General features: G+C 66.6%; 20 protein-coding genes. 6 read left to right on the top strand and 14 right to left on the bottom strand.

Annotation, left to right across the window (positions count from 1 at the left end):
• Positions 1–96: 96 nt before the first annotated feature.
• The 13 genes from asd to AC1DYD_RS26065 all read right to left on the bottom strand — a co-directional run bounded on the left by asd (position 97) and on the right by AC1DYD_RS26065 (position 12,086).
• Positions 97–1,239, bottom strand: coding sequence for an aspartate-semialdehyde dehydrogenase (asd, locus tag AC1DYD_RS26125; RefSeq protein ID WP_478175671.1), 1,143 nt, complete (start codon positions 1,237–1,239; stop codon positions 97–99).
• A gap of 87 nt (positions 1,240–1,326) precedes the next feature.
• Positions 1,327–2,415 (bottom strand): 3-isopropylmalate dehydrogenase, encoded by a 1,089-nt coding sequence (gene leuB, locus AC1DYD_RS26120; protein ID WP_478175670.1) that lies wholly within the window; start codon positions 2,413–2,415, stop codon positions 1,327–1,329.
• Positions 2,416–2,631: 216 nt separating this feature from the next.
• Complete coding sequence (leuD, locus tag AC1DYD_RS26115; protein WP_478175669.1) at positions 2,632–3,285, bottom strand: 3-isopropylmalate dehydratase small subunit; 654 nt, start codon at positions 3,283–3,285, stop codon at positions 2,632–2,634.
• 16 nt (positions 3,286–3,301) lie between these two features.
• Positions 3,302–4,723, bottom strand: a complete 1,422-nt coding sequence (gene leuC / locus AC1DYD_RS26110) for a 3-isopropylmalate dehydratase large subunit (protein WP_478175668.1) — start codon at positions 4,721–4,723, stop codon at positions 3,302–3,304.
• A 30-nt stretch (positions 4,724–4,753) separates the two neighbouring features.
• On the bottom strand, positions 4,754–5,701 hold the full coding sequence (locus AC1DYD_RS26105) for a LysR substrate-binding domain-containing protein (protein ID WP_478175667.1): 948 nt from the start codon (positions 5,699–5,701) through the stop codon (positions 4,754–4,756).
• Between the two features lie 120 nt (positions 5,702–5,821).
• Entirely contained in the window at positions 5,822–5,962 is a 141-nt protein-coding gene (locus tag AC1DYD_RS26100) for an entericidin A/B family lipoprotein (RefSeq protein WP_477665423.1), read from the bottom strand.
• Positions 5,963–6,083: 121 nt separating this feature from the next.
• A complete protein-coding gene (gltA, locus tag AC1DYD_RS26095; protein ID WP_478175666.1) occupies positions 6,084–7,394 on the bottom strand; it encodes a citrate synthase in 1,311 nt (436 codons plus the stop codon).
• Between the two features lie 24 nt (positions 7,395–7,418).
• Complete coding sequence (locus AC1DYD_RS26090; protein WP_478175665.1) at positions 7,419–7,721, bottom strand: FAD assembly factor SdhE; 303 nt, start codon at positions 7,719–7,721, stop codon at positions 7,419–7,421.
• A 15-nt stretch (positions 7,722–7,736) separates the two neighbouring features.
• Positions 7,737–8,438: a succinate dehydrogenase iron-sulfur subunit gene (locus tag AC1DYD_RS26085; RefSeq protein ID WP_478175664.1), complete on the bottom strand. Its 702-nt coding sequence runs from the start codon at positions 8,436–8,438 to the stop codon at positions 7,737–7,739.
• A gap of 73 nt (positions 8,439–8,511) precedes the next feature.
• Positions 8,512–10,320: a succinate dehydrogenase flavoprotein subunit gene (sdhA, locus tag AC1DYD_RS26080; RefSeq protein WP_478175663.1), complete on the bottom strand. Its 1,809-nt coding sequence runs from the start codon at positions 10,318–10,320 to the stop codon at positions 8,512–8,514.
• Positions 10,321–10,324: 4 nt separating this feature from the next.
• The gene (sdhD, locus tag AC1DYD_RS26075) at positions 10,325–10,690 is read right to left on the bottom strand and encodes a succinate dehydrogenase, hydrophobic membrane anchor protein (RefSeq protein WP_478175662.1); all 366 of its coding nucleotides are present in this window, start codon (positions 10,688–10,690) and stop codon (positions 10,325–10,327) included.
• A gap of 43 nt (positions 10,691–10,733) precedes the next feature.
• On the bottom strand, positions 10,734–11,180 hold the full coding sequence (gene sdhC / locus AC1DYD_RS26070) for a succinate dehydrogenase, cytochrome b556 subunit (protein WP_478175661.1): 447 nt from the start codon (positions 11,178–11,180) through the stop codon (positions 10,734–10,736).
• Between the two features lie 144 nt (positions 11,181–11,324).
• On the bottom strand, positions 11,325–12,086 hold the full coding sequence (locus AC1DYD_RS26065) for a GntR family transcriptional regulator (protein WP_478175660.1): 762 nt from the start codon (positions 12,084–12,086) through the stop codon (positions 11,325–11,327).
• 191 nt (positions 12,087–12,277) lie between these two features.
• Here AC1DYD_RS26065 and AC1DYD_RS26060 point away from each other — a divergent pair, with 191 nt between their 5' ends.
• The 5 genes from AC1DYD_RS26060 (at position 12,278) to AC1DYD_RS26040 (ending at position 18,316) form a co-directional block, all read left to right on the top strand.
• Positions 12,278–13,264, top strand: a complete 987-nt coding sequence (locus AC1DYD_RS26060) for a malate dehydrogenase (RefSeq protein ID WP_478175659.1) — start codon at positions 12,278–12,280, stop codon at positions 13,262–13,264.
• Positions 13,265–13,277: 13 nt separating this feature from the next.
• Positions 13,278–14,054: a trans-aconitate 2-methyltransferase gene (gene tam, locus AC1DYD_RS26055; protein WP_478175658.1), complete on the top strand. Its 777-nt coding sequence runs from the start codon at positions 13,278–13,280 to the stop codon at positions 14,052–14,054.
• The gene (locus tag AC1DYD_RS26050; protein ID WP_478175657.1) at positions 14,051–15,058 is read left to right on the top strand and encodes an HpcH/HpaI aldolase/citrate lyase family protein; all 1,008 of its coding nucleotides are present in this window, start codon (positions 14,051–14,053) and stop codon (positions 15,056–15,058) included. The genes tam and AC1DYD_RS26050 overlap by 4 nt, the downstream gene beginning before the upstream one ends.
• 26 nt (positions 15,059–15,084) lie before the next feature.
• The gene (locus tag AC1DYD_RS26045; protein ID WP_478175656.1) at positions 15,085–15,660 is read left to right on the top strand and encodes a hypothetical protein; all 576 of its coding nucleotides are present in this window, start codon (positions 15,085–15,087) and stop codon (positions 15,658–15,660) included.
• Positions 15,661–15,730: 70 nt separating this feature from the next.
• Positions 15,731–18,316: a bifunctional aconitate hydratase 2/2-methylisocitrate dehydratase gene (locus tag AC1DYD_RS26040; RefSeq protein ID WP_478175655.1), complete on the top strand. Its 2,586-nt coding sequence runs from the start codon at positions 15,731–15,733 to the stop codon at positions 18,314–18,316.
• Between the two features lie 76 nt (positions 18,317–18,392).
• Here AC1DYD_RS26040 and AC1DYD_RS26035 read toward each other — a convergent pair whose 3' ends face one another.
• On the bottom strand, positions 18,393–19,214 hold the full coding sequence (locus AC1DYD_RS26035; RefSeq protein ID WP_478175654.1) for a helix-turn-helix domain-containing protein: 822 nt from the start codon (positions 19,212–19,214) through the stop codon (positions 18,393–18,395).
• 134 nt (positions 19,215–19,348) lie between these two features.
• Here AC1DYD_RS26035 and AC1DYD_RS26030 point away from each other — a divergent pair, with 134 nt between their 5' ends.
• Positions 19,349–22,213 carry an aconitate hydratase gene (locus AC1DYD_RS26030; protein WP_478175653.1) on the top strand — a complete coding sequence of 955 codons (2,865 nt, stop codon included), beginning with the start codon at positions 19,349–19,351 and terminating at the stop codon, positions 22,211–22,213.
• Positions 22,214–22,445 lie beyond the last annotated feature (232 nt).

The raw sequence follows: 22,445 nt of genomic DNA, 5'->3' as shown, positions 1-22,445 counted from the left end.
CAAGGCTTGTCTCCCCAGTGCGTGCAAACTTCGTCATGCATTTGCCGTTGCACCGCCGCAACGGCGCGCCCTCCGAAGAGGGCGCGAATCAATGGCTCAAGCTTCCAGAAGGATGCGCAGCATGCGGCGCAGCGGTTCGGCGGCGCCCCACAGCAGCTGGTCGCCGATGGTGAAGGCGCCGACGTATTCCGGTCCCATCGCCAGCTTGCGGACCCGGCCGACCGGGATCGTCATGGTGCCGGTGACCGCGACCGGCGTCAGGTCCTTGACAGTGGCCTCGCGGGTGTTCGGCACCACCTTGACCCATTCGTTGTCGGCGGCGATCAGCGCCTCGATGTCGGCCACCGGCACGTCCTTCTTGAGCTTGAAGGTCAGCGCCTGGCTGTGGCAGCGCATGGCGCCGATGCGCACGCAGAAGCCATCGACCGGCGTCGCCGCGGTGCCGAAGCCGGCGCCCTGGCCGAGGATCTTGTTGGTCTCGGCGCCGCCCTTCCACTCTTCCTTGCTCATGCCGTCGCCCAGGTCCTTGTCGATCCAGGGGATCAGGCTGCCGCCCAGCGGGGCGCCGAAATTGGCGGTCTCGGCGGCGCTCAGCGACTGCTGCCTGGCCAGCACCTTGCGGTCGATCTCGAGGATGGCCGACTTGGGATCGTCGAGCAGTGCGCGGACCTCGGCGTTGAGCGTGCCGAACTGGGTCAGCAGCTCGCGCATGTGCTGGGCGCCGCCGCCCGAGGCCGCCTGATAGGTCATGCTGGTCATCCACTCGACCAGGCCGGCCTTGTAGAGCGCGCCGACGCCCATCAGCATGCAGCTGACGGTGCAGTTGCCGCCGATCCAGTTCTTGCCGCCCTTGGCGAGCGCGTTCTGGATCACCGGCAGGTTGACCGGGTCGAGCACGATGATGGCGTCGTCGTCCATGCGCAGCGTCGAGGCTGCGTCGATCCAGTGGCCCTTCCAGCCGGCCGCACGCAGCTTCGGGAACACCTCGGTCGTGTAGTCGCCGCCCTGGGCCGTGACGACGATGTCGCACTTCTTCAGTGCCTCGATGTCGTGGGCGTCCTTCAGCGCGGTTTCGTTCTTGGCCATCGCCGGGGCCTTGCCGCCGGCGTTGGAAGTCGAGAAGAAGACCGGCTCGATCAGTCCGAAGTCCCCTTCGGCCTGCATCCGGTCCATCAGGACCGAGCCGACCATGCCGCGCCAGCCCACGAGGCCGACCAGAGGTTGATTTGCGTTCGCCATTTCAATTTGCCCTTGTGAAAAAAGAAACTGTCTTCTCTTCGCGCCCGGCTCGTCAGAGCCGGGGAGGGCGTGACGAAGCGGGCTGGTTTAGCCGGTAATCGTCTTTTTGGTGATGGCAGCCACCACGGCGTCGCCCATTTCGCGGGTGCCGACCTTGATGGTGCCCCCGGACCAGATGTCTGCCGTACGCAGGCCCTGCGCCAGCACGGATTGGACCGCCGACTCGATCCGGTCGGCAGCCTCGGGCTGGTTGAGGGAGAAGCGAAGCATCATGGCAGCAGACAGGATTGTAGCCAAAGGATTGGCAACCCCCTTGCCCGCAATGTCGGGCGCGCTGCCGTGGCTGGGCTCGTAGAGGCCCTGGTTGCTGGCATTCAGCGAGGCCGAGGGCAGCATGCCGATCGAGCCGGTGAGCATCGCCGCCTCGTCCGACAGGATGTCGCCGAACATGTTGCCGGTGACCACGACGTCGAATTTCTTCGGTGCCTTGACCAACTGCATGGCGGCGTTGTCGACGTACATGTGGTCGAGTTCGACGTCCGGATATTCGCGGCCGACCTCGGTCACGATGTCCTTCCAGAACTGGAAGGTCTCGAGCACGTTGGCCTTGTCGACGCTGGTCACGCGCTTGCTGCGCTTGCGGGCCGCCTGGAAGGCGACGTGGGCGATGCGCTCGACCTCGGGGCGCGAGTAGCGCATGGTGTCGAAGGCTTCCTCGGCGCCTGGGAAGTGGCCGTCGACCGCGGTGCGGCGGCCACGCGGCTGGCCGAAGTAGATGTCGCCGGTCAGCTCGCGAATGATGAGGATGTCCAGGCCTGCGATCAGCTCGGGCTTGAGGCTGGAGGCACCGACCAGCTGCTCGTAGCAGATGGCCGGGCGGAAGTTGGCGAACAGGCCGAGGTTCTTGCGCAGGCCCAGGATGGCCTGTTCGGGACGCAGCGAGCGTTCGAGCTTGTCGTACTTCCAGTCGCCGACGGCGCCGAACAGCACGGCATCGGCTTCCTTGGCCAGCTTCAGCGTCGATTCCGGCAGCGGGTGGCCATGGGCTTCGTAGGCCGCGCCGCCGACCAGGGCCGACTCCATCTCGAACTTGAGATCGAGCGTTTCGAGCACGCGGATGGCTTCGGCGACGATTTCGGTGCCGATGCCGTCACCGGGGAGGACTGCGATTTTCATGAGGGGTTTGTACGGAGGTTGCGGTTAAACGGGAGGGTTTCAGGCCGGCGCCGGGCCGCCCCAAGGCGGCCTGCGGCCCCCTCGGGGGGCAGCGAGGACACGCAGTGCCGAGCGTGGGGGCCACCAGGCCGGCGCCGGGCCGCCCCAAGGCGGCCTGCGRCCCCCTCGGGGGGGCAGCGAGGACACGCAGTGCCGAGCGTGGGGGCCACATGTCTTTCAGGCGTCGAGCATCGTGTGCGCCAGCCAGGGCTTCTGCGCCAGGCGCGCGGCCTCGAAGGCCTTGATCTTGTCCTTGTGGCGCAGCGTCAGGCCGATGTCGTCGAGGCCGTTGACCAGGCAGTACTTGCGGAAGGCCTGGACGTCGAAGGCGAATTCGCCGCCGTCCGGCTTGATGACCACCTGGCGCTCGAGGTCGATCGTCAGGCTGTAGCCCGGGAAGGCGAAGGTCTGGTCGAACAATTGAGCGACCTGCGCCTCGGGCAGCACGATCGGCAGCAGGCCGTTCTTGAAGCTGTTGTTGAAGAAGATGTCCGCATAGCTCGGCGCGATGATCGCGCGAAAGCCGTATTGGTCGAGCGCCCAGGGCGCATGCTCGCGCGACGAGCCGCAACCGAAGTTCTGTCGCGCCAGCAGGATCGATGCGCCGGCATAGCGCGGCTGGTTCAGCACGAAATCGGGGTTCGGCTTGCGCGACGCCGGATCCTGGCCCGGTTCGCCCGGATCGAGATAGCGCCAGGCGTCGAACAGGTTCTGGCCGAAGCCGGTCTTCTTGATCGACTTGAGGAACTGCTTCGGGATGATCGCGTCGGTGTCGACGTTCTCGCGGTCCAGCGGCGCCACGAGGCCCTTGTGTACGGTGAATTTCTGCATGGTGTGGGCTCCTGGGTCAGGCGAAGATTCGGACGTCGACGAAATGGCCGTGCACGGCAGCCGCAGCGGCCATCGCAGGGCTCACGAGGTGGGTGCGGCCACCGGCGCCCTGGCGGCCTTCGAAGTTGCGGTTGCTGGTCGAGGCGCAGCGCTCGCCGGGCTCGAGGCGGTCGGCGTTCATCGCGAGGCACATCGAGCAGCCGGGTTCGCGCCATTCGAAGCCCGCGGCCTTGAAGATCTGGTCGAGCCCTTCGCGCTCGGCCTGTTCCTTCACCACGCCGGAGCCCGGCACGACCATCGCGAGCTTGACATTCTTCGCCACCTTCCGGCCGAGCTTCTTGACCACCGCCGCGGCCTCGCGCATGTCCTCGATGCGGCTGTTGGTGCAGGAACCGATGAACACCTTGTCGATGAAGATGTCGTTCATGGGCTTGTTGGGTTCCAGTCCCATGTAGACCAGGGCGCGTTCGATCGCGCCGCGCTTGCCGGCGTCCTTTTCCTTGTCGGGGTCGGGCACGCGGCCATCGATCGGCACCACCATCTCGGGCGAGGTGCCCCAGGTGACCTGCGGCTTGATCTGCGTGGCGTCGAGTTCGACCACGTGGTCGAAGTGCGCGCCGGGGTCGGACTGCAAGGTCTTCCAATAGGCGACCGCCTGCTCCCATTCGACGCCGGTCGGCGCCAGCGGACGGCCCTTGACGTAGGCGATGGTCTTCTCGTCGACCGCCACCAGCCCGGCGCGCGCGCCGGCCTCGATCGCCATGTTGCAGACCGTCATGCGGCCTTCCATGCTGAGGTCGCGGATCGCCGAGCCGGCGAATTCGATGGTGTAGCCAGTGCCGCCCGCGGTGCCGATCTTGCCGATGATCGCGAGCACGATGTCCTTGGCGGTGCAGCCGAGCGGCAACTTGCCCTCGACCTTCACGAGCAGGTTCTTCGCCTTCTTGCCGAGCAGGGTCTGGGTCGCCATGACGTGCTCGACTTCGCTGGTGCCGATGCCGTGCGCCAGCGCGCCGAAGGCGCCGTGCGTGGAGGTGTGCGAATCGCCGCAGACCACGGTCATGCCGGGCAAGGTGGCGCCCGACTCGGGCCCGATCACGTGCACGATGCCCTGGCGCTTGCTCAGGAACGGAAAGAAGGCGGCGGCGCCGAATTCCTTGATGTTGCTGTCCAGGGTCGTGACCTGTTCCTTGCTGGTCGGGTCGGCGATGCCGTCGTAGCCGCGCTCCCAGCCGGTGGTCGGCGTGTTGTGGTCGGCCGTGGCCACCACCGAGCTGATGCGCCACAGCTTGCGGCCGGCCTCGCGCAGCCCTTCGAAGGCCTGCGGGCTGGTCACTTCGTGCACCAGGTGGCGATCGATGTAGAGGATCGCGGTGCCGTCTTCCTCGGTGTGGACGACGTGTTCGTCCCAGAGTTTGTCGTAGAGCGTGCGTGCCATGGAAGTCTCTTTCGTGGGGAGGTGATTGTCTTATGCGGCGCGCTGCGCGGGTGTCGCGTCAGCGGGTGTGTGCAGGTGCTTGACCAGCGTGCGGGCAGCGACCGGCAGGGTCGAGAAGTCGCGCGCGATGAGCCGGATCTGCCGTGCGGCCCAGGGGTCGTTGAGCGCCACGGGGGTCAGGCCGCGGCCGATGCCGCCCTGCATCAGCTCGAAGGCGCGCAAGGGCATCACGCCGACGCCGAGTTCGTTTTCGATCATCCGGCACATCGCGTCGAGGCCGGTCACGTGGATGCGCAGGCGGATGCTGCGATTGGCGGCCAGCGCGGCCTGGTGCATGGCGACGTAGATCGAGCTGTTGGTGTGCAGTCCGACGTGGTCGAAGTCGAGCGAGTCGATGAAGTCGATGGTGCGCACGGACGCCAGGGCGTGGCCCGCCGGCACGATCAGCGCCAGCGCGTCGTCGCGGTAGGGCAGGCTTTGCAGTTCCGTGCTGCCTTCGGCCAGGTGGCAGACGCCAAGGTCGGCCGCGCCCTCGTGGACGGCCCGAACGACCTCGCTGCTCAGGTGTTCCTCGAGGTCGATCTTGATCGCGTCGTGGGCGCGCGTGAAGGCGCCGAGGTCCTCGGGCAGGAACTGCACGATGGCGGAGATGTTGGCGTGCACCCGCACATGGCCGCGCACGCCGTCGGCGTACTCGCTGAGTTCGCCCTGCATCTTCTCGAGGCTGTAGAGCACCGAGCGCGCATGGTGCAGCAGGCTCTCGCCGGCCGGCGTCAGGTCGACGCCGCGCGCATGGCGGTAGAGCAGGGGGGTGCCGAGGGTGGCCTCGAGGTCGGACAGCCGCTTGCTGATGGCCGACGCCGCGATGAACTCTCGCTCCGCCGCGCGGCCGATGCTGCCGAGTTCGCAGACGGCCACGAACAACTGCAGCGACGTCAGGTCGATGCGGCGGGCGAAGCTGCGTTCAGAGGAGGTCATCGGGGCCTTGGCATCTCGTTCAGAGATGGAAGGCTGAATTTTCCCTCAGTTTCATGCAAGAAGCCATCGTGATCGGAGATGGCTTCGATGCCGCGGCGCGATGAGCGCCGCGACCCGGAATTACTGCTTCTTCTGCGCGGCGTCTTCCAACTTCTGGCCGCCCTTCTGGATGTCCTGGCCGGCGCCCTTCATGGTGTTGCAAGCGGCCAGCGGCACGGCGAAGGCAAAGGCAACGGTGATCAGCGCTGCAAGCTTCTTCATGGTGGAACTCCTTCGTTTGGATGAGGAGCCCACGCTATTCGGCCCGCCCGGGCCGCTGTGTCAGCCAAGACGCAAGAAAGCTGCCCGAGGGCAGCTTTCCTGGGTGCGGGCCGTTCGGCAATCAGCGCTGGGCGATCGGCTGGACGTCGCGCTTGACCGAGCCTTCGAAGAGCTGGCGCGGGCGGCCGATCTTGTAGTCGGGGTCGCCGATCATCTCGTTGAGCTGGGCGATCCAGCCGACCGTGCGCGCCAGCGCGAAGATGGCGGTGAACAGCGGCACCGGGATGCCGATCGCGCGCTGCACGATGCCCGAATAGAAGTCGACGTTCGGGTAGAGCTTGCGCGAGACGAAGTATTCGTCTTCCAGCGCGATCTTTTCCAGCGCCATCGCGAGCTTGAACAGCGGGTCGTTTTCCAGGCCCAACTCGCTGAGCACCTCCTTGCAGGTTTCCTGCATCAGCTTGGCGCGTGGGTCGTAGTTCTTGTAGACGCGATGCCCGAAACCCATCAGCTTGACGTTCGAGTTCTTGTCCTTGACCTGCTTGATGAACTCGCCGATCTTCTCGACGCCGCCGGCCTTCTGGATGTCGTAGAGCATGTTGAGCGCCGCTTCGTTGGCGCCGCCGTGAGCCGGGCCCCAGAGGCAGGCCACGCCGGCCGCGATCGCCGCGAAGGGGTTGGTGCCCGACGAGCCGCACAGGCGCACGGTCGAGGTCGATGCGTTCTGCTCGTGGTCGGCGTGCAGGATGAAGATGCGGTCGAGCGCGCGCTCGAGCACCGGGCTCACCTTGTACTCTTCGCACGGGGTCGCGAACATCATGTGCAGGAAGTTGCCCGCGTAGCTCAGGTCGTTCTTCGGGTACATGTAGGGCTGGCCCACGGTGTACTTGTAGGCCATGGCGACCAGCGTCGGCATCTTGGCGATCAGGCGGATCGCGGCGATCTCGCGGTGCTTCGGATTGTTGATGTCCGTGCTGTCGTGATAGAAGGCCGACAGCGCGCCCACCAGGCCGGTCATGATGGCCATCGGGTGGGCATCGCGGCGAAAGCCCCGCAGGAAGAACTGCATCTGCTCGTTGACCATCGTGTGGTTGGTCACGAGCTTGGTGAAGTTGGTCTTCTTGGCCTGGTCGGGCAGCTCGCCGTAAAGCAGCAGGTGGCAGGTCTCGAGGAAGTCGCAGTTGGTCGCGAGCTGCTCGATCGGGTAGCCGCGGTACAGCAGCTCGCCCTTGTCGCCGTCGATGTACGTGATGGCCGATTCGCACGAGGCCGTCGACATGAAGCCCGGGTCGTAGGTGAACATGCCCGTCTGGGCGTAGAGCTTGCGGATGTCGATCACATCAGGGCCGAGGGTGCCCTTGTAGATCGGTAGCTCGACGTTCTGTCCGCCGTTGCTGAACGACAGCGTGGCCTTGTTCTCGGATGCTTTCATTTCGAGTGTCTTTCAAAGAATGGATCAGGAAGATAGGGATTGCGCACCGTCGCTGCGCATCAGCCGCAGCAGCTCGATCACCTCGGCCCCGGCCCATCCGGGCTCAGGCTCCTTTCGCGCGAGCAGGAGGTCGAGCAGGTCGTTGTCCGACAGGTCCATCAATGTCTCCAGTGCCTGTGCCTGCCCGCGGGTCAGGCTTGCCTCGTGCCGTTCGAAGAAGCGGGCAATGAACAGGTCGTTCTCGAGCAAGCCGCGCCGGCAGCGCCATTTGAGCTTGCTCAGCGCGCGCACGCTGATCGGCTCGGAGAGGTCGTCGGTGGCTGGCATCGTGGGTCGCCAGATCTAGATGGCGCGACGCACCATCAGTTCCTTGATCTTGCCGATCGCCCGGGTCGGATTCAGGTTCTTCGGGCAGACGTCGACGCAATTCATGATCGAGTGGCAGCGGAACAGGCGGTACGGGTCCTCGAGGTTGTCGAGGCGCTCGCCGGTCGCTTCGTCGCGGCTGTCGGCGATGAAGCGGTAGGCCTGCAGCAGGCCGGCCGGGCCGACGAACTTGTCGGGGTTCCACCAGAAGCTCGGGCAGCTGGTCGAGCAGCTCGCGCACAGGATGCACTCGTACAGGCCGTTGAGCTCGTCGCGCTCCTCGGGCGACTGCAGGCGCTCCTTCTCGGGCGGCACGGTGTCGTTCTGCAGGTACGGCTTGATCGAGTTGTACTGCTTGAAGAACTGCGTCATGTCGACGATCAGGTCGCGGATCACCGGCAGGCCGGGCAGCGGCTTGAGCACGATCGTGCCCTTGAGCGTCAGCATGTTGGTCAGGCAGGCCAGGCCGTTCTTGCCGTTGATGTTCATTGCATCCGAGCCGCAGACGCCTTCGCGGCAGGAGCGGCGGAACGACAGCGACGGATCCTGCGCCTTGAGCTTCATCAGGGCGTCGAGCAGCATCCGCTCGTGGCCGTCGAGTTCGATCTCGACGGTCTGCATGTAGGGCTTGGCGTCCTTGTCCGGGTCGTAGCGGTAGATCTGGAATGTGCGCTTCATCGTGGGATACCTTTAGTCAGTTGGGGACCGGGCTTGCGGCGCGGTGCGCCACTGCGGTCTGTCCCGCAAGTTCTCAGAATGTCCGAACCTTGGGCGGCACCGAGGCCACCGTCAGCGGCTGCAGCTTGACCGGCTTGTAGGAGAGGCGGTTGTCCTGGCTGTACCAGAGCGTGTGCTTCATCCAGTTGGCGTCGTCGCGGCCGAGCGGGGCGACCGGATCGTCGGCCGGGCGCTCGTAGTCCTCGACCGTGTGGGCGCCGCGACATTCCTTGCGGGCAGCGGCCGAGACCATCGTGGCCTGCGCCACTTCGATCAGGTTGTCGACTTCCAGCGCTTCGATGCGCGCGGTGTTGAAGATCCGCGACTTGTCCTTGAGCGTGACTGCGGCGACTCGTTTGCGCACATCGGCGATCTTCTGCACGCCTTCGTCCATTGACGCCTGCTTGCGGAACACGGCCGCGTGCTGCTGCATCACCGAGCGGATCTCGTTGGCGACGTCCTGGGCGTACTCGCCCGAGGTCGAGGCCTCGAGCTGGTTCAGGCGCTCCAGCGTGCGGTCGGCGGCATCGGCCGGCAGCGGCTTGTGTTCCTTCAGCTTGTCGTTGAACTCGACGATGTGGTTGCCGGCCGCACGGCCGAACACCAGCAGGTCGAGCAGCGAGTTGGTGCCCAGCCGGTTGGCGCCATGGACGCTGACGCAGGAGCATTCGCCGACCGCGTACAGGCCGTTCACCACGGCGCTGTTCTCTTCGCCCTTCTGGATCACGACCTGGCCGTTGATGTTGGTCGGAATGCCGCCCATCTGGTAGTGGATGGTCGGCACCACCGGGATCGGCTCCTTGGTGATGTCGACGTTGGCGAAGTTGACGCCGATCTCGTACACCGAGGGCAGGCGCTTGTGGATGGTCTCGGCACCGAGGTGGTCGAGCTTCAGCAGCACGTAGTCCTTGTTGGGGCCGCAGCCGCGCCCTTCCTTGATTTCCTGGTCCATCGAGCGCGAGACGAAGTCGCGCGGCGCCAGGTCCTTCAGGGTCGGCGCGTAGCGTTCCATGAAGCGCTCGCCGTTGCTGTTGAGCAGGATCGCGCCTTCACCGCGGCAGCCTTCGGTCAGCAGCACGCCGGCGCCGGCCACGCCGGTCGGGTGGAACTGCCAGAACTCCATGTCCTGCAGCGGGATGCCCGAGCGCGCGGCCATGCCGAGGCCGTCGCCGGTGTTGATGAATGCGTTGGTCGAGGCCGCGAAGATGCGGCCCGCGCCGCCCGTGGCCAGCAGCACGGTCTTGGCCTGCAGGATGTGCAGGTCGCCGGTTTCCATCTCGAGCGCGGTCACGCCGACCACATCGCCTTCGGCGTCGCGGATCAGGTCGAGCGCCATCCACTCGACGAAGAACTGGGTGCGGGCCTCGACGTTCTTCTGGTAGAGCGTGTGCAGCATCGCGTGGCCGGTGCGGTCGGCCGCGGCGCAGGCGCGCTGCACCGGCTTCTCGCCGTAGTTGGCGGTGTGGCCGCCGAACGGGCGCTGGTAGATCGTGCCGTCCGGATTGCGGTCGAAGGGCATGCCGAAATGCTCGAGCTCGTACACCACCTTCGGTGCCTCGCGGCACATGAACTCGATCGCGTCCTGGTCGCCGAGCCAGTCGGAGCCCTTGATCGTGTCGTAGAAGTGGTAGTGCCAGTTGTCCTCGCTCATGTTGCCGAGCGAGGCGCCGACGCCGCCCTGGGCCGCGACGGTGTGCGAACGGGTCGGGAACACCTTCGAGAGCACGGCCACGTTGAGGCCGGCGCGCGCCAGTTGCAGCGAGGCACGCATGCCGGAGCCGCCGGCACCGACGATGACAACGTCGAACTTTCGCGTGGTGATTTGTTCTTTTGTGTAAGACATGGGGTTACAGCCTCCAGAGCACTTGAATGGCCCAACCCGCGCAACCCACAAGCCAGACGATGGTGAAAACTTGGCACAGCAGGCGGATGCCGACCGGCTGGACATAGTCCATCCAGACGTCACGCATGCCGACCCAGACGTGATAGAGCAGCGAGGCGATCACCACGAAGGTGAGCACCTTCATCCACTGGGCGGCGAAGATGCCGGCCCACAGGTCGTAGCCGATCGGGCCGCGCGTGAAGATCAGCTGCGCCAGCAGGATGACGGTGAAGAGCGCCATCAGGGCGCCGGTGATGCGCTGGCTGAGCCAGTCGCGCAATCCGTAGTGCGCACCGACGACGATGCGCTTGGAGCCGTAGTTCACGGACATGGTCAATTTCCTATTCAGTTGCGGCCGCGATGCCGGAGCGGATTCAATAGAGGCCGAACAGTTTGGCGCCAAGAACGACGGTCAGCAGGATGCTCAGGGCCAGCGTGGCGAGGGCGGTGCTGTTGCCGGACTTCTTGTCCACCGCGTGATGGTTCACGTCCATGTAGATGTGGCGCACGCCGGCGATGAAGTGGTGCAGGTAGGCCCAGATCAGTGCCAATGCCACGAGCTTGAGGAACCAGCCCGGAACGAAGCCAAGGCCGCTGTTGAAGGCGGCCTTGAAGCGGGCGAAGGAAATTTCGGAGGAGACCGAGGTGTCGAACATCCAGACGATGAAGGGCAGCAGCAGGAACATCAGCGCCCCGCTGATGCGGTGCAGGATCGACACGATGCCCGCCGGCGGCAACCGGTAGGTGGTCAGGTCAGACAGCGGGTTGATATTGCGGAACTCTCGCCGCGGTTGTCGGGGTGGGGTGGCCAGCTCTGTCATGGGGGCTTTCGGGTTTTACGAGGGGCTACTTGTTCTTCGGCGAAAAGCAAACAACTCAAAATTCTATTGCAATGCACCATCGCGCGGCTTTCGCTGTCCGGTCATCGCACTGCGAAGGTCGGTTGCTGCGCGGGCCTTGCGCTCTCAGCCGAGGTCGTTTCGATAGTGGTGGGTGTCGGTGCGATAGAGCCCGCGGCGCAGTTCCATCGGCGTGTCGTGGTAGGTGTAGGCGACGCGCTCCACGCTCAGGAGCGGGGTCGAGGTGTCGACTGCCAGCAGCGCCGCCTGGGCGGAATCGGGCAACACGGCGCGGATCTTTTCCTCGGCGCGCACCATGCGGACGCCGAATTCGGTCTCGAACAGCGCGTACATCGGGCCGCGCCAGGCGGTGAGCCGCTCCGCGGTCAGGCCCTTGAACTGCGCGCCGGACAGCCAGAGCTCCTCGAGAATGGTCGGCGTGCCGCGATAGGCCAGCACGCGCCGCACCTGCAGCACGGTGTCGCCGGTGCGCAAGGCCAAGGCGCGGGCGACGTCGGCCGAGGCGCGCTGGCGCTTGCAGTCGACGATCTCGCGCTCGGCCGGACCTTCGCTGTCGGCGTCGCCGCTGTCGGGCACCAGCTTGAGGAATCGGTATTGCACATGCTGCTCGGCATGGGTCGCGACGAAGGTGCCTTTGCCCTGGCGGCGCACCACGAGGTTTTCGGCCGACAGTTCGTCGATCGCCTTGCGCACCGTGCCCTGGCTGACCCGGAAGCGGGCGGCCAGATCGATCTCGCTCGGGATCGGCTCGCCGGGCTTCCATTCGCCGGCGTGCAGGCTCTGCAGGATCAGCGATTTGATCTGCTGGTAGAGCGGACTGAACGACGGCGTGGAGGGCTCGGCGACAGGGGTGGGGGAGGTGGCCATGGGGTTTCGGGAGCGCACCGCGAAGGTGCTTCGGGCCGACATCTTATATAAGACATAAGACAGGCGCCACCGAAACCGCAAATCGGCATAAAATCGAAGGCGGCCAAATGGCCGGGCCACGTGTCCCGGCCCGACCTCGTGGCCGCACTCCGCGGCCGTGCACCGTTTTCATCATTTCCTGGAGTTTTCCCATGAGCAAAAAGCCTGTTCGCGTTGCCGTCACCGGTGCCGCTGGCCAAATCGGTTACGCCCTGCTGTTCCGCATCGCCTCCGGCGAAATGCTGGGCAAGGACCAGCCGGTCATCCTGCAACTGCTCGAGATCCCCGACGAAAAGGCCCAGAAGGCGCTCAAGGGCGTGATGATGGAGCTCGACGACTGCGCCTTCCCGCTGCTGGCCGGCATGGAAGCCCACGGCGACCCGATGACCGCCTTCAAGGACGCCGACTACGCGCTGCTGGTCGGTTCGCGTCCGCGTGGCCCGGGCATGGAACGCGCCGAGCTGCTGGCCGTCAACGGCGCCATCTTCACCGCGCAAGGCAAGGCCCTGAACGCCGTCGCCAGCCGCAACGTCAAGGTGCTGGTGGTGGGCAACCCGGCCAACACCAACGCCTACATCGCAATGAAGAGCGCCCCCGACCTGCCGCGCAAGAACTTCACCGCCATGCTGCGCCTGGACCACAACCGCGCCGCCAGCCAGCTCGCCGCCAAGACCGGCAAGGCCGTGGCCGACATCGAGAAGCTGACCGTCTGGGGCAACCACTCGCCCACGATGTACGCCGACTACCGCTTCGCCACCATCAACGGCGAAAGCGTCGCCAAGATGATCAACGACCAGGACTGGAACGCCAACACCTTCCTGCCGACCGTCGGCAAGCGCGGCGCCGCCATCATCGAGGCCCGCGGCCTGTCGTCGGCCGCCTCGGCCGCCAACGCCGCCATCGACCACATGCACGACTGGGCCCTGGGCACCAACGGCAAGTGGGTCACGATGGGCATCCCGTCGGATGGCCAGTACGGCATTCCGAAGGACGTGATGTTCGGCTTCCCTGTCACCTGCGAGAACGGCGAATACAAGCTGGTCGAAGGCCTGGCCATCGACGCCTTCAGCCAGGAACGCATCGACAAGACGCTCAAGGAACTGACCGACGAGCAAGCCGGCGTCGCCCATCTGCTGTAAGCCACGACCCGGCATGCTCGACTGGAACCCCGCGCTCTACAGCCGCTACGAGGACGAGCGCACCCGTCCGGCCCGGGACCTGCTGGCCCGGGTGCCGTTGGCCCAGGCCGCGCGGGTGTTCGATCTCGGCTGCGGGCCGGGCAACTCCACCGAGCTGCTGGTGCAGCGTTTTCCGGCTGCCGCGGTGGTCGGCACCGACAATTCCGAGCCGATGCTCGCCAGTGCCAGGCAGCGCCTGCCGCAGGCCCGCTTCGAGCTCGGCGACATCGCCACCTGGGCGCCGGAAGCGGCGCCCGACCTCATCTATGCCAATGCCGCCCTGCAGTGGGTGCCCGACCACGAAGCCCTGATCCCCAGGCTCTTCGCGGCGCTGGCGCCCGGCGGCGTGCTGGCGATCCAGATGCCCGACAACCGCCAGGAGCCCACGCACCGGCTGATGCGCGAGGTGGCGGCCGAGGCGCCCTGGGCGCAGGCCATCGGCAACCCCGACCGGTTGCGCACCGAATTGCTGGGCATCGAGGGCTACTACGACCTGCTGGCCGGCGAGGCCGCGGCGGTCGACGTCTGGCGCACCGCCTACCAGCATCCGATGGCCTCCGCGGCGGCCATCGTCGAGTGGGTCAGCGGCACCGGGCTGAAGCCCTTCGTCGACCCCTTGCCCGGCGAACTGAAGACCCGCTACCTGGCCGAATACGAACGCCGCATCGCCCGTGCCTATGCGGCGCGCAGCGACGGAAAGCTGCTGCTGGCTTTTCCGCGCCTGTTCATCGTGGCGCAGAAAAAGGCATGACCGAAAGCATCTCCACCCACCATCCGCGCGAGGTGCTGCTCGGCGCCCAGGCCGGCGCCGTGGCGCTGCCGGTCTGCGACCACTACAGCGGTGTCGAGGCGCGCATGCGCAAGAGCCTGGGGCTGCAGGCCGAGATGGCCCAGGAGTTCGGCGCCTGCGTGTTCGACGTCACGCTCGACTGCGAGGACGGCGCGCCGGTGGGCGGCGAGGCCGAGCATGCGGCGCTGGTGACCGAACTCGCGCTGTCGGCGGCCCCGGGCATGCGCGTGGGCGCACGGGTCCATTCGGTCGACCATTCGGCGTTCCCGGCCGACGTGATGACCATCGCCGGACGCGCCGGCCATCGCCTGAGCCACCTGATGGTGCCCAAGGTGGAGTCGGTCGACGACGTTCGCGAAGCCGTGCTGGCGCTCGACGCCGTCGGCGCCGAGGCGCTGCCGCTGCACGTGCTGATCGAATCCCCGCTGGCGGTGCACCACGCCTTCGAGATCGCGGCCCATCCGCGGGTGCAGTCGCTGAGCTTCGGCCTGATGGATTTCGTCTCCTCGCACGGCGGCGCGATTCCGGCCGAGGGCATGGCTGCCGCCGGGCAGTTCACGCACCCGCTGGTGGTGCGTGCCAAGCTGGCGATCGCCTCCGCGGCGCACGCCCATGGCAAGGTGCCTTCGCACTGCGTCGTGACCGAGTTCAACGACATCGATGCGATGCGTGCCGCCGCCCGCAGGGCCGCGACGGAATTCGGATATACGCGGATGTGGAGCATCCACCCGAACCAGATCCGCCCGATCCTCGAGGCCTTCGCGCCCGACGAGCGGCAGATTCAAATCGCTACAAAAATCATGGCCGCCGCCGCCCTTGCCGCATGGGCGCCGGTCAGTATCGATGGCACATTGCATGATCGTGCCAGTTACCGCCATTTCTGGCAGGTGCTCGAACGGGCGCATGCCACCGGCCGCGACTTGCCTACCGAGGCGCGGCAGTGGTTTGCTCCCGCCATCTCCTGAAACCTACCCCTGAAAGAACCCAACCCATGAAGACGATTGCCCTGATCGCCGCCACCGCCCTCGCTTTGCCGCTCGCGGCGATGGCCCAGACCGATGCTGCAAGCACCACGTCGAAGCAGCCGGCAGCCAACACGACCGGCAAGAAGGTCGTGCAGAAGGTGGTGCCCAAGCGCATCATCAAGCGGGTCGAGGAAGCCAAACCCATCAGCGAAGAAACCGACGTCACGCTGTCGGAGCAGGACCTGAAGGTCGCCGAGACCATCCTGACCGGCACCATCAAGTGCGAACTCGGCGCCAGCGTGAACATCGAGGCCGATCCCAAGAAGCCCGGCTTCTTCATCCTGACGCATGCCAACGTGAAGTACCGCCTGCACCCGGTCACCAGCCGTACCGGCGCGGTCCGGCTCGAAGACCCGGTCCGCGAGGCCATGTGGCTGCAGCTGGGCAACAAGTCGATGCTCATGAGCCAGAAGCAGGGCCTGCGGCTGGCCGACGAATGCCAGGCGTCCAAGCAGGTCGAAGTGGCTGAGGACATGAAGAAGAACCCGCCCAAGAGCCTGTTCGAGAGCGGCGATTCGTCGTCGACCGCCAAGACGCACTAATCCAGCCGAGGCGCGGCTCTTGCTTCCGAGCGGGAGCCGCCCGACCTTTTGTGTTTCCGGAGAAAAGAAGATGTTGCAAGCCTACGTTGAACATGTTGCCGAACGCGCCGCGCTCGGCATCCCGCCGCTGCCGCTGACCGCCAAGCAGACCGCCGAACTGATCGAGCTCATGAAGACGCCGGCCGTGGCCCAGGCCGACTTCCTGCTGAACCTGCTGTCGCATCGCGTGCCGGCGGGCGTCGACGACGCCGCCAAGGTCAAGGCCAGCTACCTCGCCGCCGTGGCGCACGGCACTGAAAAGAGCGCGCTGCTGACGCGCGCCCGGGCCACGGAACTGCTCGGCACCATGCTCGGCGGCTACAACATCGGACCGCTGGTCGACCTGCTGGACGACGCCGAAGTCGGCGCCGTCGCGGCCGACGGCCTCAAGAAGACCCTGCTGATGTTCGACCAGTTCCACGACGTCAAGGAAAAGGCCGACAAGGGCAACGCCAATGCCAAGGCCGTGCTGCAGAGCTGGGCCGATGCCGAATGGTTCACCAGCCGCCCCGAGGTGCCGGAGAGCATCACCGTCAGCATCTTCAAGGTGGCGGGCGAAATCAACACCGACGACCTGTCGCCCGCACCCGACGCGACCACGCGCCCCGACATTCCGATGCACGCACTGGCGATGCACAAGAACGCGCGCCCCGGCATCGTGCCGGAGGAAGACGGCAAGCGCGGCCCGGTGAAGTTCATCGAGGACCTGCGCGCCCGCGGCCACCTGGTGGCCTATGCCGGCGACGTCGTCGGCACGGGCTCGTCGCGCAAGAGCGCGACCAACTCGGTGCTCTGGTTCACCGGCGAAGACATCCCCTACGTGCCGAACAAGCGCTTCGGCGGCGTCTGCCTCGGCGGCAAGATCGCCCCGATCTTCTACAACACGATGGAAGACTCCGGCGCGCTGCCGATCGAACTTGACGTCAGCCAGATGAACATGGGCGACGTGGTCGAACTGCGTCCCTATGAGGGCAAGGCGCTCAAGGACGGCAAGGTGATTGCCGAGTTCTCCGTCAAGAGCGACGTGCTGTTCGACGAAGTGCGTGCCGGCGGCCGCATTCCGCTGATCATCGGCCGCGGCTTGACCTCCAAGGCGCGCGAAGCGCTGGGTCTGCCGGCTTCGACGCTGTTCCGCCTGCCGGTCAGCCCGGTCGACACCAAGAAGGGCTTCTCGCTGGCGCAGAAGATGGTCGGTCGCGCCTGCGGCCTGCCTGAAGGCCAGGGCGTGCGTCCGGGCACCTACTGCGAGCCGAAGATGACCTCGGTCGGCAGCCAGGACACCACCGGCCCGATGACCCGCGACGAACTCAAGGACCTGGCTTGCCTGGGCTTCAGCGCCGACCTCGTCATGCAATCGTTCTGCCACACGGCCGCCTACCCCAAGAAGGTCGACGTCAAGATGCACCACGAGCTGCCGGACTTCATGGCCACGCGCGGCGGCGTTTCGCTGCGCCCGGGCGACGGCGTGATCCACAGCTGGCTCAATCGCCTGCTGACGCCCGACACGGTCGGCACCGGCGGCGACAGCCACACGCGCTTCCCGATCGGCATCAGCTTCCCGGCCGGCTCCGGCCTGGTGGCCTTCGCGGCCGCCACCGGCGTGATGCCGCTCGACATGCCCGAATCCGTGCTGGTGCGCTTCAAGGGCAAGATGCAGCCCGGCGTGACCCTGCGCGACCTGGTCAACGCGATTCCGCTCTATGCCATCAAGCAGGGCCTGCTGACGGTCGAGAAGAAGGGCAAGAAGAACGTCTTCTCGGGTCGCATCCTCGAGATCGAGGGCCTGCCCGACCTGAAGGTCGAACAGGCTTTCGAGCTCAGCGACGCCTCGGCCGAACGCTCGGCCGCCGGCTGCACGGTGCACCTCAACAAGGAACCGATCATCGAGTACATCAACAGCAACATCACGCTGATGCGCTGGATGATTTCCGAGGGCTATGCCGACGCCCGCACGCTGGCGCGCCGTATCGCCGCCCAGGAAGCCTGGCTCAAGGACCCGCAGCTGCTCAAGGGCGATGCCGACGCCGACTACGCGGCCGTGATCGAGATCGACCTGGCCGACATCCACGAGCCGATCGTGGCCTGCCCGAACGACCCCGACGACGTGAAGACGCTGTCGGACGTGGCCGGCGCCACCATCGACGAGGTGTTCATCGGTTCGTGCATGACCAACATCGGCCACTTCCGCGCGGCGTCCAAGCTGCTCGAAGGCAAGCGCGACATCCCGGTCAAGCTGTGGATCGCGCCGCCGACCAAGATGGACGCGCAGCAGCTCACCGAAGAGGGCCACTACGGCGTCTTCGGCAATGCCGGTGCGCGCACCGAGATGCCGGGCTGCTCGCTGTGCATGGGCAACCAGGCGCAGGTGCGCGAAGGCGCGACCGTGATGTCGACCAGCACGCGCAACTTCCCGAACCGCCTGGGCAAGAACTCCAACGTGTACCTCGGCAGCGCCGAGCTGGCCGCGATCTGCTCGCGCCTGGGTCGCATTCCGACCAAGGCCGAGTACATGGCGAGCGTCGGCGTGCTCGACGCCGCCAGCGACCAGATCTACCAGTACCTGAACTTCGACAAGATCGACGACTACAAGGACGTCGCGGCCACGGTCGCCGCCTGATCCTCGGCCGTCCGAGCCCAAGGCCCCGCCTCCGCGGGGCTTTTTTCATGGGGGATCCTCCGGGCGGCCGGCTGCTTCAGCGCTGCGCGAGTGCGGTCAGCGCCTTCGCCGTCTGCGCGTCCGCCGGGAAGAACGATTCGACCGCGAGTTCCTGCAAGGTGACGTCCACCGGGGTGCCGAAGATCGTGGTGGTGCTGATGAAGCTCAGCACGCCGTCCGGCGTGACGAGCTGGAAGGGCACGATCACGTTTGAGAGTTCGACGCCGGCGGCCGGTGCGTCGTGGCTCACCTGCGGCGCCGGGTAGGCCGCCAGCTCGTCGTGCAGCGCCGCGAGCGCGGTATCGCCGGTGGCGGCGATCTGCTGCTGCAGCCGCTCGAGCAGATGGGTCCGCCACTGGGCCAGGTTGGCGATCCGGGGCGCCAGGCCCTCCGGATGCAGGCTGAGCCGCAGCACGTTGACTGGCGCCTCGAGCAGGTGCGGGGCGGCACCGGCCATCAGCATCGGCACCATCGCGTTGTGCGCCACCAGGTTCCAGTGGCGGTCGACCGCCAGCGCGGGGAAGGGCTCGTGGCCCTTGAGCACCAGATCGACCGCGCGGCGCGCCGCGGCCATGGCCGGATCGTCCAGCGATCGTTCGCGGTACATCGGCGCGTAGCCGGCCGCCACCAGCAGCGCATTGCGCTCGCGCAGCGGCACTTCGAGCCGTTCGGCCAGGCGCAGCACCATCTCGCGGCTCGGTTCGGCGCGGCCGGTTTCGACGTAGCTCAGGTGGCGGGTGGAGACCTGCGCCTCGTGGGCCAGGTCGAGCTGGCTCAGGCGCCGATGCTGGCGCCAGTGGCGGAGGTGGGCGCCGAACGGGTCGGCCGCGGTCGGTGGTGAGGCGCGCAGGGTGTTCATGGCCGCCATCCTAGTGAAGCGGCGCGCGGCGGCCATGACCTGCCAGGTCATCGTCTGCGCGCTCCCCGAAATGCAGCCGAGGTCGTCGAACCCTGCTATCTTTGGAGAGCTTCCACGAACACAGGAGTTTCTTCATGGCCAAAGCACCGGCGCACGCCTTCGCCTCCACGCTCAAGACCTTCAAGACCGCGGCGGGCAAGAGCGGCAAGTACTGGTCGCTCAAGGAGCTCGCGAAGCAGTATCCCAACGTCGACAAGCTGCCGGTCTCGATCCGCATCGTGCTCGAATCGGTGCTGCGCAACTGCGACGGGCAGAAGGTCACGGCCGAGCACGTCGAGCAGCTGGCCAACTGGGCGCCCAATGCCGAGCGGACCGACGAGGTGCCTTTCGTCGTCACCCGGGTGGTGCTGCAGGACTTCACGGGCGTGCCCTTGTTGGCCGATCTGGCGGCGATGCGCAGCGTGGCGCAGTCGCTCGGCAAGTCGCCCAAGACCATCGAGCCGCTGGTGCCGGTCGACCTGGTGGTCGACCACTCGGTGATGGTCGACCACTACGGCACGCCGAAGGCGCTCGACCTCAACATGAAGCTCGAGTTCCAGCGCAACAACGAGCGCTACCAGTTCATGAAGTGGGGCATGCAGGCCTTCGACACCTTCGGCGTCGTGCCGCCGGGCTTCGGCATCGTCCACCAGGTCAACCTCGAGTATTTCGCCCGCGGCGTCTACAAGAGCCCGAACGACAAGGGCGACCCGCCGGTCTACTACCCCGACTCGCTGGTCGGCACCGACAGCCACACGACGATGATCAACGGCATCGGCGTGGTCGGCTGGGGCGTCGGCGGCATCGAGGCCGAGGCTGCGATGCTGGGCCAGCCGGTCTACATGCTGACCCCCGACGTGGTCGGCTTCGAACTCACCGGCAAGCTGCGCGAAGGCGTCACCGCCACCGATTTGGTGCTCTACGTGACCGCCATCCTGCGCGGTGAGAAGGTGGTCGGCAAGTTCGTCGAGTTCTTCGGCCCCGGCGCCGCCTCGATCGCGGTGCCCGACCGCGCCACCATCGGCAACATGGCGCCCGAATACGGCGCCACCATGGGCTTCTTCCCGGTCGACGAGATGACCGTGGCCTACTTCAAGGGCACGGGCCGCACCGACGCCGAGGTCGAGCGCTTCGAGGCCTACTACAAGGCACAGGGGCTGTTCGGCATGCCGGCGCCGGGCGAGCTTTCCTATACCAAGATCGTGAAGCTCGACCTCGGCACCGTGTCGCCCAGCCTGGCCGGCCCGAAGCGCCCGCAGGACCGCATCAACCTGGGCGACCTGGCGACCAAGTTCTCCGAGCTCTACAGCAAGCCCAACGAGGCCAACGGCTTCAACCAGCCGGCCGACACGCTGACGCTGCGCTACCCGTTGACGCACGACGGCCGCAGCGGCGACAAGGAAGCCGCCGCGCCGCCGCCGGGGGCGCCGCGCGAAATGGTCGAGATGGTCGCCAACCGCTCGACCAAGGCCGCGGCCCACGTGGCAGCCAGCGCGCCGCCCGCCCCCAAGGGCCAGGTGACGATCGGCAATGGCGACGTGCTGATCGCCGCCATCACTTCCTGCACCAACACCTCGAACCCGAGCGTGATGCTGGCCGCCGGCCTGCTGGCCAAGAAGGCGGTCGAGGCCGGCCTCACCGTGAAGCCGCATGTCAAGACCTCGCTGGCGCCGGGCTCCCGCATCGTGACCGAGTACCTCGAGAAGGCGGGCCTGATGCCCTACCTCGAGAAGCTGGGCTTCTACCTGGCCGGCTATGGCTGCACCACCTGCATCGGCAATGCCGGCGACCTGACGCCCGAGATCAACGAGGTCATCACCAGGAACAACCTGATCGGTGCCGCGGTGCTGTCGGGCAACCGCAATTTCGAGGCTCGCATCCATCCCAACCTGAAGGCGAACTTCCTGGCTTCGCCGCCGCTGGTGGTGGCCTACGCGATCGCCGGCAACGTGATGGTCGATCTCATGACCCAGCCGGTGGGCAAGGGCAAGAAGGGCCGCGACGTCTACCTCGGCGACATCTGGCCCAGCATGAAGGAGATCGACGAGAACCTGCGCTTCGCGATGAACGCCAAGACCTTCCGCAAGAACTACGAGCAGATCAAGGACAACCCGGGCAAGCTCTGGAGCAGCATCAAGGGCACCAAGGGGCAGGTCTACGACTGGCCCAAGTCGACCTACATCGCCGAGCCGCCGTTCTTCGAGGGTTTCAAGATGAAGCCGCACGCCAGCGACGCCGGCTTCACCGGGGCGCGCATCATGGCGCTGTTCGGCGACTCGATCACCACCGACCACATCTCGCCGGCCGGCTCGATCAAGGAAAGCTCGCCGGCCGGCCTCTGGCTCAAGGCGCACGGCGTCTCGAAGGCCGACTTCAACAGCTACGGCTCGCGCCGCGGCAACCACGACGTGATGATGCGCGGCACTTTCGCCAATGTGCGCATCAAGAACCTCATGATCCCGGCCGGCCCCGACGGTTCGCGCGAGGAGGGCGGCCTGACGCTGTTCCAGCCCGGCAACGAGAAGATGTTCATCTACGACGCCGCGATGAAGTACATGGCGCAGGGCGTGCCGACGGTGATCTTCGGCGGCGAGGAATACGGTACCGGCTCCTCGCGCGACTGGGCCGCCAAGGGCACGCAGCTGCTGGGCATCAAGGCCGTGGTGGCGCGCAGCTTCGAGCGCATCCACCGCGCCAACCTGGTCGGGATGGGCGTGCTGCCGCTGCAGTTGCGCGGCGCCGATTCGTGGGAGAGCCTGGGCCTGACCGGCGACGAGAAGATCGACGTCGTGATCGGCGGCGAGCTCAAGCCGCAGATGGACGTCAAGATCGTGGTCCATCGCCCCGACGGCACCCACCAGGAAGTCACGGTGCGGCTGCGCATCGACACCCCGATCGAGGTCGACTACTACAAGCACGGGGGCATCCTGCCCTTCGTCTTGCGTCAGTTGCTGGCCTGACTGACTGGCCCCCACGCTCCCCCACTGCGTGTGGGTCGCTGCCCCCCGGGGGGGCCGCAGGCCGCCTTGGGGCGGCCCGGCGCCGGCCTGACTGACCCCCACGCTCCCCCACTGCGTGTGGGTCGCTGACCCCCCGGGGGGGCCGCAGGCCGCCTTGGGGCGGCCCGGCGCCGGCCTGGATCGCCCCCACGCTCCCCACTGCGTGTGGGTCGCTGCCCCCCGAGGGGGCCGC

It is taken from the genome of Variovorax sp. P4_B11 (genome assembly GCF_056402355.1).
Note: the sequence above shows the minus strand (reverse complement) of the source record. Positions and strands in the feature narration are given on the sequence as shown.

Coding starts and splice junctions, on each gene's coding strand:
- asd (WP_478175671.1), bottom strand. CDS start 1,239: ATGGCGAACGCAAATCAACCTCTGGTCGGCCTCGTGGGCTGGCGCGGC.
- leuB (WP_478175670.1), bottom strand. CDS start 2,415: ATGAAAATCGCAGTCCTCCCCGGTGACGGCATCGGCACCGAAATCGTC.
- leuD (WP_478175669.1), bottom strand. CDS start 3,285: ATGCAGAAATTCACCGTACACAAGGGCCTCGTGGCGCCGCTGGACCGC.
- leuC (WP_478175668.1), bottom strand. CDS start 4,723: ATGGCACGCACGCTCTACGACAAACTCTGGGACGAACACGTCGTCCAC.
- AC1DYD_RS26105 (WP_478175667.1), bottom strand. CDS start 5,701: ATGACCTCCTCTGAACGCAGCTTCGCCCGCCGCATCGACCTGACGTCG.
- AC1DYD_RS26100 (WP_477665423.1), bottom strand. CDS start 5,962: ATGAAGAAGCTTGCAGCGCTGATCACCGTTGCCTTTGCCTTCGCCGTG.
- gltA (WP_478175666.1), bottom strand. CDS start 7,394: ATGAAAGCATCCGAGAACAAGGCCACGCTGTCGTTCAGCAACGGCGGA.
- AC1DYD_RS26090 (WP_478175665.1), bottom strand. CDS start 7,721: ATGCCAGCCACCGACGACCTCTCCGAGCCGATCAGCGTGCGCGCGCTG.
- AC1DYD_RS26085 (WP_478175664.1), bottom strand. CDS start 8,438: ATGAAGCGCACATTCCAGATCTACCGCTACGACCCGGACAAGGACGCC.
- sdhA (WP_478175663.1), bottom strand. CDS start 10,320: ATGTCTTACACAAAAGAACAAATCACCACGCGAAAGTTCGACGTTGTC.
- sdhD (WP_478175662.1), bottom strand. CDS start 10,690: ATGTCCGTGAACTACGGCTCCAAGCGCATCGTCGTCGGTGCGCACTAC.
- sdhC (WP_478175661.1), bottom strand. CDS start 11,180: ATGACAGAGCTGGCCACCCCACCCCGACAACCGCGGCGAGAGTTCCGC.
- AC1DYD_RS26065 (WP_478175660.1), bottom strand. CDS start 12,086: ATGGCCACCTCCCCCACCCCTGTCGCCGAGCCCTCCACGCCGTCGTTC.
- AC1DYD_RS26060 (WP_478175659.1), top strand. CDS start 12,278: ATGAGCAAAAAGCCTGTTCGCGTTGCCGTCACCGGTGCCGCTGGCCAA.
- tam (WP_478175658.1), top strand. CDS start 13,278: ATGCTCGACTGGAACCCCGCGCTCTACAGCCGCTACGAGGACGAGCGC.
- AC1DYD_RS26050 (WP_478175657.1), top strand. CDS start 14,051: ATGACCGAAAGCATCTCCACCCACCATCCGCGCGAGGTGCTGCTCGGC.
- AC1DYD_RS26045 (WP_478175656.1), top strand. CDS start 15,085: ATGAAGACGATTGCCCTGATCGCCGCCACCGCCCTCGCTTTGCCGCTC.
- AC1DYD_RS26040 (WP_478175655.1), top strand. CDS start 15,731: ATGTTGCAAGCCTACGTTGAACATGTTGCCGAACGCGCCGCGCTCGGC.
- AC1DYD_RS26035 (WP_478175654.1), bottom strand. CDS start 19,214: ATGAACACCCTGCGCGCCTCACCACCGACCGCGGCCGACCCGTTCGGC.
- AC1DYD_RS26030 (WP_478175653.1), top strand. CDS start 19,349: ATGGCCAAAGCACCGGCGCACGCCTTCGCCTCCACGCTCAAGACCTTC.